This window comes from Robinsoniella sp. KNHs210, from assembly GCF_000686105.1.
GTDB lineage: Bacteria > Bacillota > Clostridia > Lachnospirales > Lachnospiraceae > Robinsoniella > Robinsoniella peoriensis.
In genome coordinates this window covers 710,788-728,387 of sequence record NZ_JMLZ01000001.1, presented here as the reverse complement: position 1 = coordinate 728,387, position 17,600 = coordinate 710,788, and the positions used below count along the sequence as shown (strand labels likewise).

Here is a 17,600-nt window from a genome sequence, read left to right as displayed (position 1 = left end):
GAATATTATATCAACGATAAGAATGCACATACAGAGGTAGGAAAATGAAGAAGAAAAAGAACAGCAGAATTGATATACGAAGGATATTGGCATATCTATTAACAGTGTGTATCTGCATTGGAGGAATACCAATTGCTTATGCTCTTGGTGATGAACAGAGTGCAGAAAATAAAACATTGCTTACATACAATGATTCAGGTACAGAGGTGGATGTATTTGAACCTTCCGAAGAATTTAATGAGGCATGGTCATTGGGTGTTGAAAATGCAGCAGAGCAGCTTGCTTCAGAGGGGTATGAGAATTTGGAAGCTGCTAATGAAAAAGATGTGATGATATATGTAAGTAAAGAAGATAAAACAAATGATGTGAGATATTTAAAACCGAATAATAATGATTTAAATAATATGGAGGCTTTTGGACTAGAGAAGTATGATGGAAAAGGCGGAAGATATTATATCTGGAAATTATGTAAAGGAGTGAAGATAGACAACACAGAAGCGGATACAGAGGATCTGAAAGATATAAAAAAGGAATTGACTGAATATTTTTGGATTAGGACCGATCTTAAAGTTGAGTTAATAAAAAGCGAAGTAGATGATCAAACAGAAGAGGTTATTGAAACGGGCACTGAGACAAGGGAAACAGTGAATGAAACCGTTGAGGTTTCAGAGGGAACGGAACAGAGTACATATAAAACTGAAACGGAAGCTGTGGAAAGTGAAATAGCTGAGACAGAGGCAGCAGATCAGGAAGAAAAAAGTTTCCCATTGGTAAAAAATGAAAGCTCTACATTATCTAAAGGATCAGAATTTGTAGTTAATCGTTTTAAGTACAATGTATATAGAGATTTGGGGAATGGTGAAAAGATATATGTTGATGGGTCTGATAGTTGGAGCAATACAACTGCAGGTAAGTATGGGATTGTACAGATTTTAAATTATGATAGAAATGGTAGTTATGGTAATAATATTAGTAATATAAACGGAGGTAATCCTGGATATACAGCAACCAATAATCATGATAGCGGTAAATATATTATTGATTTGCACAATGGTGATTTAAGTATAGCAGGAGATTGGAGCGGACAACTGAATGGAGCAAATGCAATACCGGCTGTTCAATGGGGATTAACCTTCTGTTCAACGGGAAGCGATGGCAGTGGTTCTACAGCATTTACCTTAGAATTGGGAAAAAACACAAGGTTTGGGGCACATGTAACTATTCATGGAGATGAAAATGATGCATTTGGCTGTAAATTAAAAACTCCCACAAGGGCAAGTGATACATATGGAAGTGTTTATGATAATAATATACAGGCAAATGGCTGGAGCTTTATTGTTGAAAAAGATGTTGAAGTTACAGGAAATGCAACAGTATATGGTGCCGTAGATGGAAGCTATGATGGAAGAACTGCGAAAAAATTTGTTAATCAGGATGGATTGGCTAGCACTAATGTAGAAATTTATAGCGGGACGTGGTTTTTTATTGCCGGTGGTGCGGGAAGAGGACATGCCTACACGGAGACGAATGTTATTGTGGGCAGCCCAAGTGACACAGATTCAGATTATGTTACAGTTGAAGGTGCCATTGTAGCAACGGGATTAGCTAATGGTGACTATATTATTTATAGTGAAGCTGTGGAAAACAGTACTGTGTCTGGTTTTAATATTCTTGTACAAGGATATACCAAAACAGGTGTCATTGCTGGAACCTGTGCAAATCATTTTAGAGGAACGAATCCTGAAGTACACATGCCTAATATGAATATCCTAGTTAAGGATCATGTTAAAGTTATTGGAGATACGGTTAAATATACTTATGAAAATGGCTGGATAAAAGATATGGGTGTTGTTGCAGGCGATATGGCAAGCGATAATGCGTGGTATAACGTAGTAGCACCATATTATAAATTTCATGCATCATTAACAATTCAGGATGATGTACAGGTTGTACAAGGCGTGGATATGGGATCTCCAAATGCTTGGATGATGGGAAATGATGGAAGTACCAGCACGTTAACTATAAAAGACAGAGTTATAATTGGTGGTAATGTATTTAATGGCGGTTGGTCAGATGTAGTATCTATGCCATATATGAAAACTGTTATCCAAGGAGCTGCGCCTGGTGAAAATGGGGTAAAGATTAATGGATCACTTTATGCATTTAGTGGAGACAATTTCCAAGGAGCCTGGCATTATGAATGGGGAACTACTTACGTTGATTTAGAATTTCTCATGGAAAATGCGGCCATTGGCGGAAATTTATATGGTGTAACGGAGATGTATGATAATGATCCAAGATATATCAATAATTTAACTATGGATGTCAGTAACAGTATTGTAAATGGTTCTGTTTTTGGAGTGGCATTAGATGATATGGCAGGAACTATACAGGAAAATTTATTTGTTAATATTTCTGATTCAACGGTGGGTGGAGCATTTCTGTTTGGAATGACTGGAATTGATGAAAACGCATCAGGGAATACAAATAGAATATCAGGTGAAAATAACCAGCTAAGTATTAAAAATAGCATTGTTACATCTAATATCGTAGGTACAGGTATGAATACGTATAAGCCAAATCATATCTATGGAAAAAATGCAAAGGATGGTATGACTACTACCTATAATGTAGAAGATGGAACTTTTAATAGTGTTGAACCATACGATATTCCCGAAACAAAGTTAAGTATTGGCGTTTATGAGAGCTCAACGATATCAGCAGCAAATTCCTATACTTCTCCATATGGAAAAGGAAATGGACAGAATATTATTGATATTTCCGGAGTGACTTTTACAGGAAATTCCACAGCGAAAGGGATTGCAATCGGAGGGATTGGCAGTTCTGTATATAACGCTGAAGGGGGAAATAGCATTACAGTAAATATTTCAAATATAAAAAATAGAAGTGAACAGCCAATGGATATTATTGGATGCAGTAAAATTACAGGTGATACAACTGCGACTGCAATTCCAAAGCTGACTTTAAATCTTAATAATATAAGTGAGGATGTGAATCTGAATCGAATCATGTTTTCGGCTGGAGGTACCACGTATCTTAAAAGCGATAAAGAAATAAATTTGGAAGATGTAACAGTTAATTATATTGTTGCACATGGTAACGATGATAAAAATAGTACTTACAATAAAACAGTTCAGAATGCAGCAGGAAAAACAGCTGTTTTGAATTTAACTACCGGAAACATAATTGGATCAGGTGGGAATATTGAAAGTGGTATAGAAGCAGCTAATTTGAATGTAAATATTAAAGGTACTGCAGATGATAAGGCATCGGGGAGAGATTTGTTTAATGTTATTAATGGCAAATTTATAATTTCAGGAAGCAATTATACAAACGGAGCCGGTATTTTGCAAATGGAAGGTGGAGATCTGAGGTTAGGTCATACGGGTGCATCAGGAGAAGTGGCAGACAGATTGGCTGGCAGTATTGTGAACACCAGTGATGAAAGCAGATTATATATTTATAAATCGGAAGGAACAGACCATAACAATTCGTATCCTCTTAGTATTGCAGCGAATGGAAGCATGAAATCTACTAAGAAATTAAAACTGGGTGAATGGAATGAAAAGAAGGTTCAAAATGTTCTGGGTGATAAGTTACTGAATTTCAGAACACAATCAAAGGCTGATGAGACTCAATATGATAATGCACTGGTTTATCCTCATAAGATCGGCAAAGACAGCATAGGTAACATAGTTTTAGGAGAAAGAGTTGGTTATCAGGTTTCTTATAATTTCAATGGAGGGACCGGAGGGATTCCGCTCACTGAGACTTATGAAGAAGGAGCAACTGCGACCGTTGGAGAAAGTGCAGATATGATACCTCCTGCAGACAAGGTTTTTGACTACTGGGAAAGCAGCGCAGCGGTTACTGTAAACGGAACAAGTACCACAAAACTGAATCCCAAAGATACCTTTATAATGCCGGCCCAGGATATAACTTTGAAAGCAATTTGGAAAGATGCAAAGTCAGATATTACATTTGACGGTTTTGAGGATGGCAATGATGCATTGTTAAAAATCAAAAATGAAGCAGGAAAAGTGAACAGCAAAGCATTGCCGAAGATAAAAATCAATGGAGCAGATGCAGCGCTGGAGGATCTGGAAAAGATGACTTATACTTATGAGCGCTATACCAGAACCGGAAGTTCAGGAAATTATACCTATGACTGGTCAGGCAAAGTGTTACAGGAAGGTATTAATGATGCTGATATTGAAAAACTGCCAATAAGTATCACAAAACCTGGAGCCGATAATTTGACAATTTCCGCTAATACAAAGAAGACAATGTCTGGGATTGTGAAACTGACGATTAGTTATAATGGAGATGAAAACAGCCAGGCCTCCTGTATTATTATTTCTTCAGGAGATGTGGATCTGAATGGTAATATCAGGGCTTCTGATATAGTAATGTTGGAAGCATATATAAGTGGTGACCCAGGTGTGAAACTTGACCAGTATGCCTATCAGAAAATAATGGGCGATATGAACAGTGAAGCTACAACCGGAACTATTCGTATTACTCCACAGGATGTGGAGCTTCTGGAAGCTATAATTGTAAATTAGAGAGGAGTGTTGGAAAGTTTATGTTTAAGAATAAAAAATTAAAAAAGTATCTGGCAGTACTTCTGTGCTTTACATTTATTAGTTCCATGGCGGGGAATGCATTTGCAGCTAATAATAGGGAGGCAGTTCCAAAAGATGATTTTGGTGTTATATGTACTGTTTTCGATACGGTTGCCACTGAAAATGCACAGGGTAAATATGATGCAACATTGACTGCAAGACTGACAGTAAATCGTGAAAAAGTAAAACATATTATAGGGGGAGGTGTGGAATGGTCTTGGCAGAAACGGCTGCCGATTCCAGAACTTCTTAATACACCACCTCTTGGAGCACAGCATGGAGGTCCCTATTATGAGCTGCCAGAAGATGAAGCAATGGGGTTGCGAAGCCTGAGACAAGTTTTTAAATTTGTTAATGATGATGTTAACGGTGCTTTGACTCCGGGTGAAAATGGAACCGGGTACAAAGAGTTTCAACTAGCTTTCTCAAATATTGAAGCAGTGCCGGGAGAAGTATTCAAAGGAGTCAGAGTACGTGATTATTTTAGTCCGGATTCGGGAGTAAGTACACTTGAATTAATGAATCCGGCAACGAATGAAGGTGTAGACTCGGTCAGAGAAACGGTTACAATCGGCAATATAAGAATTCCTGGAAGATCGATTATTTACAAGACGAACGCAGAGGGAAGTCAGGTTTATACCCAGAGTTATAAAACAGATGAAGAATTAATTGGTAAAACAATACTGGATATTGAAGCTACAGGTTTTCCTGTCGTGCAGGATAAAGAATTTTTGGGTTGGAGTACAACTCCTAATTCAAAAAATCCGGAATACCAGCCAGGTACTTCTTTGGAAGAAAAAAATTCAGATGGATCTTACAAGGTATCGAATCTTACTCTTTATCCGGTTTGGAAAGGCGAAGAACATCTGGAAGGAAATTGGGTAGATTATAAAGTATTCGATACAAGGGCAGATAGAGATCCAAACTTGGCAGACGGAAGATATAATGCAACTATGAATGTAAGAGTAATTACCGATCCGGCTAAATTAAAAGAAATAAAAAGTGGAGTCCTGGAATGGTCATGGCCTTCGAGGCTTCCGTTACCGGAGCTTAAAAACGCTCCGGAGTTAGGACCACTGACGGGGGGACCCTATTATGAATTGCCAGAAGATGCATCAATGGGATTGTACAGCCTGAGACAGCTTTTTAAATGGTGGAATGTGAATGGTGGTGTGCTTACACCTGGGGAAGATGGTACTGGATATCACGAATTTCAATTATATTTTTATAATTTTGCAGCTGAACCAGGAGAAGTGATTGAAAATGTACGTCTTCGTGATTACTTTAGTGAGGAGGATAATGAATCTAAAGTCTACGGAATATCCGCTGAGACAGGCGAGGAGGTTGTTTCAGAGCGGTGTCATGTTACGTTGGGAAGTATTACAATACCAGGTAAAAAAATGCTGTATAAATTCGATGATTCAGATGGAGCAGCACAATATCAACAGATCTATTATTCAGATGAAGATGCAGAAAATGCTAAAATTCTGAATAATGATCCCACACAGAATACAAGCCAGCCTCTTACGATGCCTAATTTTACAGCACCGGAAGGTAAGGAATTTGGTGGGTGGAGTACGGTTTCCGGAGCAGAGACGGCAGAGTACCAGCCGGGAGATGCGATTAAAGATCTGACTAACCTGATACTTTATCCGGTATGGACAGCTAAAGACGGGTATACGGTGACTTATGACGGAAATGGCGGTACTCCGGAAAAAGCTAGTGATACCGTTTTAAAAGGAGATGCGGTTGCTTCTTTCCCAACAGCAGAACATCCGGAGCATTATATTTTCAAGGGATGGTTTACGGAAGCAGAAGGCGGCACCCAAGTAAAAGCACCTTATACTCCCACGGGAGATGTTACTTTATATGCACATTGGGAGATGACATATAAAGTACTCTACAGTGCAGGAAACGGAAGCGGCAGTATAACGGATAGCAATAGCCCTTACCAGACAGATGCTTATGTCGTTGTTCTGGGTAAAGAAGGGCTGACATCTCCAGGAGCAGGATGGATATTTGCGGGATGGGAAAGTAGTGTACCAGTTTTAGTAGGCAGTGAGGAGAAACAGCAGTTAAACCCTAATGATACCTTTCGGATGCCTGCTCAGGATGTGACTTTGACAGCAAAATGGTCAAATACAATTTCAGACGTATGCCCGCTTGTTTTAGACATTGCCGCAGGAACATTAAAAAATGCAAAGAATGAGAATATTACAAGTGGTTTCACGGTTACAAGTAAGACAATTGTTATGACAAACAATGCCTTTGTAAGCTGTAATACGGATCACATCCATGAGTTAGAGATAATAGGAAAAGCTGATAAAAGTGTAATTATTGAAGGGTCAGAAGATAAAAAATTTAATATTACAGTAAAAGGTGTAAGCGCTAAGCAGTTGAATCTGGATAACTATGGTATGGTGACGTTTGGAAGCAATGCTGGCGATATGGATAATCTTTTTACAAATATCAACGGTGAAGGACTTGTTATCAGCGAAAATGTTACAAGTATAAAGATCAATGAAGGATGTACGGTGAGTGCTGCAGCTGATAAGGGAAAAGAACCAATCCAGGGTATTACAGGAAAAGCTAAAAAACTGGATCTTACCTTATATAGCAAAGTTTCTGAAAACTTAGACTTAAGTATTAAGGGGGCCGCATTTACCATACCAGGTAATTATCAGATGATCTCTGTATTAGATAATATAGATGGTACATGGCTAAAAGATGATGTAGCTGTTACCGACCCGGTAACCGGAAAAGCCTTTGTCAGAGGACTTGCAGAAGGGGATCAGGATACTAAGTACCTGGACCCATCCTATAGTGCAAATAACCTTTATGGTAAAACATTCGGGCTGACAGGAACTAATATAGCGGATACAAGCGGAGTTTATGGCCGCTATCAGGCAGTCCGCGTTCCGGAAGCGGTTAATCAATTAAAAATAACCGTTCCTACAAGAATTATCTTTAATATTTATACCAGCGGTCTGAATGGAACAGAAAAAGGATTTATTGCGCCTCCTGCTGTTTTAAATAATGAAAGTGCTTCATTTGAAGATTCCATTTTAATCGATGGACAGCAAAAGGATTATGGCAAGAAGCAGCATGTGGCAAATGTGGGTTATAAAGGAATTCAGACACGTGCCACGTCCAGTTACTCATTAGTTGATTTTGCAACGGTAACTGCGGAACAGATGGCGAAGCCTTCTACTCATCCCCTGGTAGCGCTGGAAGCATTGGCGAATGTGGATGGACAGCAAAGAATCTCATTAGATGATAGTGCGGGAACTGTAGATAAAGTCTGGTTCGGAGCACCATATGGTGAATCTAAGATTCAGCTGGCAGTTCCAAGTGCATATACAGATCCGCAGACAAAGCGCTATTATCAGGAGCCCAGTGATATTACAGACAATACTATTGTATTAAATGGATTTCATACTATGAAGCTTTCATTTTCATTTGGAAGCGGACAATAATAACGGATTAACAGCCAATGGCGTTAATTATATAGAGTAGCCAAACTTAATTTAGGAGGAAGAAACATATGAAAAACAAGAAGAGATTTATCGCGTTAGGTTTAACAGTAGCAATGGCGGCATCCATGTCAATTGGAGCATTTGCAGCCACACCGGATCGGGTTTTAAATCAAAGAACAGCGGGAGATAACGCTCCGGCAAATGCAGAAGCAAGTGTGGATGTAGACGGTTGGCTGACTAAAGATGCAGTTATTGATTCTAGTGGTAGCTCTGTTAACCCTTCACTTCCAAGCTATACAGGATCAGGAAAACCTTTGGACAGCAACAGTTCTTCAACAGACTGGGGCGGCGATGGAACAGAAGATTCTGCTCAGCTTATTATAACTGCACCTACATACCTTTCTTTCCTGGTAGCAGGTAATGGTGCCGATGCTAATATTCAGCTTACTTCCAGTGATAAATCAGTAAAAGGTACGATTTTAAATCAGTCCTGTTATATCCAGTCTAGTAAAGTGCCGGTTCCTAAGACAGTTAGTGTAGCAGTAACGAAAGCAAATGCAACAGGAGACTTTAAAGTTGTAAGCGGCATCAATGCAGCAGAAGATTCAAATCAGGTTGCCGGTGTTTATCTGAACCTGAAGGGTGGAACTGCACAGGATTTAGGTGCTAATTTAAACAAGGCAGCATTAGGAACTTTAGCGGCAGGAACAAGAGCAGCAGGAGATGCTGTAAATCCATCTTCAACAGATTTATTTTTTGCTGACCAGAATGGAACTGCAGCAGGTGTTACAACTAAATTTGCTTCAAGCTACGAAGATGGCAAAGAACTGAAAAGTAATTTCAAATTGAATATGGTTTATAGCTACAACAAATAATAACTGAATACATATGATGGCTGTCCATTCATTAAAATGGACAGTCTAAAAAACAAAAAATACGTTGGCTACTTATTTTTTAAACTGGGGTTGAGAAATACTTGACCCCTTGAGAAACAGCTGAAAAGATGCAGCTGTTTCTCAAGGGGCCACGTTGAAAATTACAATACAAGGAGGACTTTATGGAAGAAAGGATAGGAAGAAAAGCGTGTAAAACTAATATCTTTTTGCTGCTGGGAATTTTGTTGTCGATTTCTCTGCTTTTAACGTTACCGTACAGAGCTTATGCGGCTGAAGCAGAGAGCAAAACAATTCAGCAGCAATCTCCCGGGAATAAAGAACCTGTGCAGGGAAATGGAAAGGTGGATGTTGATGGTACGGTAAAGGCAAAGAATGGAAGTACAGCTTCATCAGGTAAGACTTCGTCATCTAAATCTTCAAAACCATCAACCACTCAGGTTGGAAATGGACTAAATGATAAGCTGACTCAGAATGCAAAAACCGGAGATTTAAACAGAAATCTGATATTTCTGGTTTTACTGATTGTATCAGTAATCATTTTAGCAGTGGTGTTAAAACAGAGAACTGCAAGAAACAAACAATAGGCGGGGAGTTCCCAAATGCATATTGGAGAATATTTTTCGTCAGCCTATCAGGCTGACGATAATAATTTAAAGAGGTAGATCATGGATGAAAACAGAAGACTCTCCGCATTGGAGCAGCTGGAAAAAGAATTTGAATCTTCCAAGAGTGTAAAGGAAGAATTCGGTAAGCCCCCGGAAAGAGCGAAAAATAGGGGAGCGGGTAAGAAAAAAAGAAATATAGTGGGAAGAAAAAAGCAATTGTATATTTTGGCTGCCGTAATTCCTGCGTTGATTCTTGTAATAATAGGAGGAATATTTCTGGGAGTGAACAAAATGAACAGCAGTGATATCCGAAATAAATATCCATCTTTCATCACTAAAGAAGAAAAAGCAGACTGGAAAAATAAAAGTGTAGATAAAGGTCAGATTTATGTGTATGTGAATACCAGTTTAGATGTAAAAGCGGATGGAAAAACGGTTGCGCTGCGTTTAGCAAATCCACCTTATTGTGCATATCCCCTTAAAATTAAGTTGTCTATAGATGAGAAAAAAGAGGCTTATCTCTATCAGTCAGAGTTGATAAAACCTGGCGACAGCGTGGAAGATGCAGAACTCACCGGATTGCCAGCTGAAAAAGGAATCTATAATGCAACGATTTATTATACATTTTATGACGAAAAGGGGGAGACAGTGGTAGGGGAACACCAGGTGACAGCTACTATTGAAACCCATGAGCAGGCAGATAGATGACACAGTCATAGAAATTTAAAGGAGATTATAAAACAGATGAAACTAGATGAATTAAACAAGGCTTATGAAGAAGAACTGGAGGAACAAAAAAAAGAAACAACGGAAATGCATGAGCCTGAGCCAAAGTCAAAAGGAAAATGGGTTCTGCTGATTGCAGTTGTTCTGATACTTTCAACCACAGCGTTTGCGCTTTCATCAAAGTTTAAAAACAATACAGCAGATGAAGCCGAAACTGCAGGTATAGCTGCAGAAGGAGCTATTATGAATGGCTTGCCGGAAGGAATGAAGGAAGGGGAATTGGGAGATGCACTGCAGCAGAAAATAGATGAATCTATGTTTACAGTTAATGTAAATAGCCAGCCGATTTTTCAGAATGGAACTTCAAAGGGCAAGGTAGATATTGTAAACAGCCCGGGCAATAGTTTTCCGTGTACGGTAGCTTTAACTTTAGATGAGGATGGATCAGAGCTGTACCGCAGTGATGACCTCATTTATCCTGAGCAGTATATCCCCACAATTAAACTTACCAAAAACCTGCCAAAAGGTGCATATCCGGCTACACTCACCTATTATGTCTACGATGTGGACGGAAAAGAAGTGACCGGAACGATGAAAGCAGCAATGACCATAGTAATCCAGAATTAGGGTAATTATAGTGAAAAATCAGATTGAGAAAAAGAAAAAATTAGCTGCAGAGTGGCTCTATTTCTTTCTTCAAATGGCAGCAGTGGGGCTTATTATTTTTCTGATAAATTTAACAGTAGGCGGATTTGCGTTAGTTCATGGTGAGAGTATGGAGCCTACGCTGCAAAATAAAAATTTATTGATATACATAAAGTTGGGATATGAACCTAAAAGGGGAGATATTGTGATTTGTCATTCCGGAAAAGGAATGGAAGAGGAACTGGTAAAGCGTGTAATAGGGGTGCCCGGTGATGTGATTGATATAAATCCACTGACTGGTAATTTATATGTCAATGGAGAAGAATTAAAAGAGGATTATATTATGGATACCACGATTGTTACGGGTGATATTCACTATCCAGCCAAAGTTCCTAAGGGGCAGTATTTTTTATTGGGAGATAACCGAACGGTCTCTATGGACAGCAGATACAGTGAAATAGGGACGATTCCCAAGGAGAAAATTGACGGACACATTGTTGCACGGGTTTTTCCTTTTCATAAAATAAGTCTGATGAAATAAAAGGAGTACAGGAATGGAACTTTTTACACACAAGCAAAAAAAAGAAAAAATGAATGCAAAACAATCATTTAACTGGAAAGAATGGATAAAAGAAAATCGTGTGTATGTAATCGTACTTGCAGTCTCGGCTTTGTTCTGGGTCTTGATTTCTATATTTATGGGATATGCTCCTTTTGGTAATAATTCATTTCTGACAAATGATGCAATTCATCAGTATTATCCATTTATGGGCCAGTATAGAGAACGTCTCTTAGAAGGACAGTCTTTACAATATTCATTTGGCGGAGGTATGGGATTTAATTTCTTGAGCTTATGGTCTTACTATCTCTCATCTCCATTGAATTTGATCATACTTTTATTTCCAGCAGATGGCCTGGATTTTGCAATGAATTTTTTGATCGGTTTAAGACTGGTCCTGTGCAGCCTCAGTTTCGCATTTTATATTGGCAGCCGGGGAAATAAACATGATTTACGAATTTTACCATTTGCATGCGCTTACGGCATGTCCAGTTTTATGATTGGGTATTCTTTTAATATTATGTGGCTGGACAGTCTTGCACTGTTTCCTCTGATACTTACAGGTCTGGAGAAACTGCTGAAAAATGGTAAATGGAAGTTATATGCCGTTAGTTTGTCGCTTTCTTTATGGAGCAGTTTTTACATTACTTATATGATCTGCATTTTTTTAGTAATATGGTTTTTCTTTTATGAGTTTGAAAATATTAAATGCTTTTTTAAGCGTGGATTTTTGTTTGCCGGTTCTTCTGTTTTAGCGGCAGGAATGGCCTGCCTGGTTCTTATACCGGCATATATTGGAGTGTCTCAGACCTCCGTAAATGAACAACTGCCACAAATAGAATTAATGACGACATTTTCTAATATTTTAGCTGGAAAAGAAGGGGGGATATTTGCCTTCTCTGATCCGGTTTCTGTTGTGAATAATGCTTCCTATAATGCAAATTTATACACTGGAATTGCTATGTTAGGACTTGCTTTACTTTATTTTTTTAAAAGGGGAATAAAGATAAGCAGCAAATTAAAAATGGCTGGGCTCATACTGCTGTTATTTTTAAGCACGAATGAAAAATGCCTTAACTTTATCTGGCATGGTTTTCATAATCAGGTCGGAATTCCGAACCGTTTTGTATTTTTATTAATTTTTGTAGTTCTGTTACTGGCATATGAAGCTTTTTGCAATTTAAAGAAGTATCCCCTGTGGCAGATCCTGCTGGCTGACATCTGCGTCATCGCAGGTCTATCTGCCCTGTATGTTCTGCAGCGTGAAAATATTTCAATTAAAATGTTCTGGTTTAGCGTGGCATTAGCAGCAGGATATATGATTATGCAGATCTGGTACGTAATAAAAGCAGAAGACCGGAAATTCGTAATGGGAATCATGATATCTGTTATATGCCTGGAGCTTTTGGCAAGTGCTGTAACGGGAAGTAAACTGCAGGGCGGAATTACCGTCACTGACTTTTACAGGAGCCAGAATGATGTCTATGAAGCGAGAAAATTACTTGGTAAGGATCTTTACCGGCAGGAATTGTCAAATCCTACAGTAGAAAATGAGGGGATGGCGTATAACTTGTACGGCACTGGTTTATTTGGATCTATGGTAAACAGCACAATGGCAACATTTCTTGGGAATATTGGTTTTTCTTTCAGCAGTAATCATTTTGGATATGCCAGTGGAACGCCGGTTATTAATACGCTTTTTGGTCTGAAAAATATACTGGTATTAAATGGTGATGCCAGTCGTCTGGATAACCGTTATGAACTTAGTACACAGACCGGAAATGTTGATGTATATGAAAATAAGCAGATACTGCCAATAGCATATATGTGTGAACCCGAGGTAAGGGACTGGAAATCTCTGAATGCCGATTATTTTTATAATCAGTCGCAGCTGCTGCATCTGATGACGGGCAAACAATATCAGGTGTTCATGGAGCAGGAGTTTCAGTTAAAAGAGCAGAATGATGTGGAGGTTCAGATTATTGATAACCAGCAGTTTGGATATTTATCTGCAGAAGGCAGCAGAAAGGATCATATCGTCTTTGAAGCAGTAGTAAAAGAGGATGAAGATCTGTATCTGCGTCTGGCAGCAGCTTATACATCCGGAGTCCAGATCTTTATAAATGATGAGTTAATTGCAGATAAGCAGCTGAGCAATCATTTCTATCATGTGGGAGAGGTAAAAAAGGGAGATAAGATAACTCTGAAGATAGGGATCCAGGAAGAGAGTGTGACATTTGGCAAGATCAGCCTTTCTATGTATGCATATCATCAGAAGGAGATGGACCGGGCATTTGAAGATTTGAACAGTGAATCGCTTCTGATTGAAGAAGGCAGGGATGGGTACGTCAGAGGAAAGGTACATGCAGAAAAAGATGGAGTTCTATTTACCACTATTCCTTATGAAAAAGGATGGAGAGCTTTTATAGACGGGGAAGAGGCTGAAATAACGCCGATTAATCAGTCTTTGATCGCATTGGATCTGGAAACAGGAGAACATGAAGTTATTTTTAAGTATACTTCGCCAGGTTTATATGCGGGCCTTGGGATCAGTTTACTCAGTCTGGCAGTTATGGTTCTGTTGTGCATCTGCAGCAGAAGAAGAGATGCAAAGGAAAATCGCGGCGGACAGATAACGGAAATGGAAAAGGGAAATGAAGATTAAAAAAAGACTTAAAAATCTAAATTTAAAATATTTGTTTCAAAAGAAGTCTTACCATCGGCTTATTAAGCAAGTTATAGCAGTGTGCCTTGTATGTATGCTGGCGAGTCAATGTGGAATTTGGTTTAACCGTAGTAAGATTACCTGGTTTAATGAAAAAGTCTCTAATGTGGTAACCGACGAGAACAGCAGATTGATTATTGCTACGAGTTCAGAGAATGGTAAATCAGGAGCGCTCAACTACGAAGGAGAGGTGGTACTCCCATTCGAATCTACGATATTTGATCCGTGGACCGGAGAATTAATCAAAGATGGGATGTATCACGAAGGAAACTTATTCTGGGTGATCTCCGACCGTAAGGTGGGAATTGTAAATGATAAAAATGAGACTGTAATTCCACAAGAATACGGGTTTTTACAAAAAACACAGGAGAACCAGTTTATTGCAGGAACCGGTGAACTTTCCAATGCGGGGGCAGGCGGAGGATATTATGCTTATAAAAAATATGGAGTAATAACGGAAAAAGGTGAAACGCTGATCCCGTTAGAATATGACAGCTTAACAATGAGTGATGACGGCGGATATATCGGAGTAATCCATGAAGATACCAGAACCGTTACCAGATATTTCTTTGATAGCGGGAACTTAGATAAAGAAAAGATACAGGAACGGGAAACGGAACCTGAGACAGAAGAGATACTTCAGGAAAGCGAACTTCAGGAAAACAGCACAGAGGAAGGTGAGACGGAAGAACAGAGCGGAACAGAGGGCAGACAGACGGAAGAACAGAGCGGAACAGAGGGCAGACAGACGGAAAAACAGAGCGGAACAGAGGGCAGACAGACGGAAAAACAGAGCGGAACAGAGGACAGACAGACGGAAGAACAGAGCGGAACAGAGGGCAGACAGACGGAAGAACAGAGTGGGACAGAGGGCAGTTCGGAAACTACAGATAGTGCCGGAAATAATAACGCAGAAGGAACTGGCGGAGCTGGAAATGGAGTAACGGAATCCGGAAATGAAGCGGAAGATACGACAGGAAATTCTGCCGGCGGAGAAGCTGAAGATAATGGTGAATCCGAGAATAGGGACACTACAGATACAGATGCTGCTGAGGCAGGCAATATGGATATTCAAAACTATGAAGGAGTAGCAGGAAATTATGACGGTGTTAACCGGTATGTTGACGGAGGGGACAGAAGGCTGAGAATTTTTAAGGGAACCTGTACACTGGAGGACAGAAATGAAAATATTATTTTAACCTTCGAGGGTCCCAGAACAGAGAATGTAGATATGCCGGTTTTTGCCCAAGATAATAAGCTGCTGATCGATACAAAAGATACTTTTTACCGTGTATATAATGCTGGTGATGGCACGCTATTATGTGATGTTGGGGCGGAAACGGATTGTATGATTACATCGGAACTGATTACTTATGATGACGGTAAGGATTATGTTGTAAAGAATTATCAGAATCGTGAGTTGTTCCGAATTGGAAAAGGAGAACAGGATCGGTTTTTTAATTCAACAAATGAAAAGTCCAGGTTTATTTTTCAAAACAGTTATTTTGTATATCAGGGTGACAAGGGCAGAACGCTGGTAACCAACAGTGGTGTTGTGGTTGCCGAGTATCTGGACAGTATTTTATACAATGATGAGAATAACACAAAAGAAAAAGAGACAGAAAGGGTATTTATCTGCGAAAGAAATGGAAAATACGGAGCTTTTACGGCAGGTGGAGATAAAATACTGGATTTTGTATATGACGATATTGAATTTTTTAATGGACATGTAGATGCATTGCGCATAACAGACAAAAAAGGTCTGGTTGGAGCTGCGAATTACCAGGGTCAGGAGATTATACCGATTGAATATGACAACGTGGGTTATGGAAAGACAATTTATGCAGCAGACAGCAGGAACAGCAAGAGTTATACCATACTTTCCGACGGGGGTCAGGAGAATTGGTATTTTGGACAAAAAGGGAATGATATTTATTATCTGGACAATGAAGGAAACCAGCTGCAGAAGGTACGGTATGTAATGGAGGAAGAGAAGGGAAATGATCTGTCAGACTATGTACTGATACATAATATTCCCGAAAATCCGGTATCTTATCGAATTACCGGGAACCAGACAGTAATGGATAACACTTATTCCATGGGTCTGGCTTTTAGCAGAAGCAAAATTGTGACAAAGATAGAACAGTCGGATATTACATTTCTGCTGGTAGATAATCTAAGTGAAAAGCTTGGTATTTACAAATACAATTATGGAACAATTACGCTGACCGGATACCAGCATCTGTTCTGGCAGATCTGGCATGCATCCAGCAGACTGGCACTTGTGTTACTTTTATTAATGTTGTTTACGGGTATCTGTTACACAGAAATAGCGGATAGTTTTTATTTTTGGAGAAAGAAAACAGCCCAGAGGTTAAAACAGAAGAGGGGCAGAAAAGATGGCACGCAGAAAGCAGGAACTGGAAGAAGAATTAAAAAGCTTTGAATTAAAAAGCTTTGAATTAAAAAACAGGCCGGAAATTGAGGAGAAAAAAGGCATCTCCAATAAAATTTTCAATCTGCTCATCCTCGTTTTAATTTTTATAATGATATATTCTTTTTTTCAATTATATCAGACGAATGCTGATTATTCAGATGGGAAAGAGGAGTATCAAAAGCTTGAGGAAGAAGTTGTAGAACAGATCCCGGAACAGATGAAAACCATTGAGAAAGAAAAAAAAGACGGCATACGAAAAAATGCAGGTGAAACGCCGGCGAAAGAAAATAAATTAACAGCGCCTATAAGCGTGGATTTTAAAACCCTGAAGCAAAAGAACTCCCAGATACTGGCATGGATTTATATTGAAGCATTGGATATCAGCTATCCGGTGGTACAAGGAAAAGATAATGACTATTACCTGCACAGAACGATAGAAGGAAATTACAATTTTGCTGGTTCCATATTTATGGATTGGGAGAATTCAAACGATTTTAAAGATTGCAATACGGTTATATACGGACATAACATGGCAGATGGCAGTATGTTCGGGAAATTAAAAAAAATGACGTTAGAAGGAGCATATGACAAAAGTCCTTATGTATGGATATTGACGGAAGATAATAATTACCGATATGAAATATTTTCAGCACAGGTAGTAACTGTGGCAAACGAATGTTATACCCTGTTTGCACAGCCCGATGATAATTATCTGTCATTTTTAGAACGGATGAGTCTAAATTCGGGTATTCAGACAGAGAAAAAGGACTTTAATATTGACAACAGAGTGCTCACGCTTTCAACCTGTACGGGGGATGGAACAAACCAGGACCGCTATGTTGTTCAGGCTGTCCGATAGATTGGGCAGAAATAAAACAGTAAAGA

At 39.1% G+C, this 17,600-nt stretch carries 10 protein-coding genes; all 10 read left to right on the top strand.

Annotated features, from left to right (window positions below; genetic code table 11):
- The first annotated feature begins 44 nt into the window (after window positions 1–44).
- The 10 genes from CD03_RS0102845 (at window position 45) to srtB (ending at window position 17,574) form a co-directional block, all read left to right on the top strand.
- The gene (locus CD03_RS0102845; RefSeq protein WP_027292337.1) at window positions 45–4,586 is read left to right on the top strand and encodes a hypothetical protein; all 4,542 of its coding nucleotides are present in this window, start codon (window positions 45–47) and stop codon (window positions 4,584–4,586) included.
- A gap of 20 nt (window positions 4,587–4,606) precedes the next feature.
- A complete protein-coding gene (locus tag CD03_RS0102840; protein WP_027292336.1) occupies window positions 4,607–8,122 on the top strand; it encodes an InlB B-repeat-containing protein in 3,516 nt (1,171 codons plus the stop codon).
- Between the two features lie 68 nt (window positions 8,123–8,190).
- The gene (locus CD03_RS0102835) at window positions 8,191–8,997 is read left to right on the top strand and encodes a hypothetical protein (RefSeq protein WP_027292335.1); all 807 of its coding nucleotides are present in this window, start codon (window positions 8,191–8,193) and stop codon (window positions 8,995–8,997) included.
- Window positions 8,998–9,179: 182 nt separating this feature from the next.
- Complete coding sequence (locus CD03_RS0102830; protein ID WP_027292334.1) at window positions 9,180–9,602, top strand: hypothetical protein; 423 nt, start codon at window positions 9,180–9,182, stop codon at window positions 9,600–9,602.
- An 81-nt stretch (window positions 9,603–9,683) separates the two neighbouring features.
- Complete coding sequence (locus tag CD03_RS0102825) at window positions 9,684–10,331, top strand: hypothetical protein (protein WP_027292333.1); 648 nt, start codon at window positions 9,684–9,686, stop codon at window positions 10,329–10,331.
- A 36-nt stretch (window positions 10,332–10,367) separates the two neighbouring features.
- Window positions 10,368–10,976 carry a hypothetical protein gene (locus CD03_RS0102820; protein WP_027292332.1) on the top strand — a complete coding sequence of 203 codons (609 nt, stop codon included), beginning with the start codon at window positions 10,368–10,370 and terminating at the stop codon, window positions 10,974–10,976.
- Between the two features lie 10 nt (window positions 10,977–10,986).
- Entirely contained in the window at window positions 10,987–11,535 is a 549-nt protein-coding gene (lepB, locus tag CD03_RS0102815; protein WP_052377634.1) for a signal peptidase I, read from the top strand.
- Between the two features lie 13 nt (window positions 11,536–11,548).
- On the top strand, window positions 11,549–14,218 hold the full coding sequence (locus tag CD03_RS0102810; protein ID WP_027292330.1) for a YfhO family protein: 2,670 nt from the start codon (window positions 11,549–11,551) through the stop codon (window positions 14,216–14,218).
- The gene (locus CD03_RS0102805; protein WP_027292329.1) at window positions 14,208–16,724 is read left to right on the top strand and encodes a WG repeat-containing protein; all 2,517 of its coding nucleotides are present in this window, start codon (window positions 14,208–14,210) and stop codon (window positions 16,722–16,724) included. The genes CD03_RS0102810 and CD03_RS0102805 overlap by 11 nt, the downstream gene beginning before the upstream one ends.
- Window positions 16,678–17,574 carry a class B sortase gene (gene srtB, locus CD03_RS32175; protein ID WP_052377633.1) on the top strand — a complete coding sequence of 299 codons (897 nt, stop codon included), beginning with the start codon at window positions 16,678–16,680 and terminating at the stop codon, window positions 17,572–17,574. The genes CD03_RS0102805 and srtB overlap by 47 nt, the downstream gene beginning before the upstream one ends.
- The last annotated feature ends 26 nt before the right edge of the window (window positions 17,575–17,600 follow it).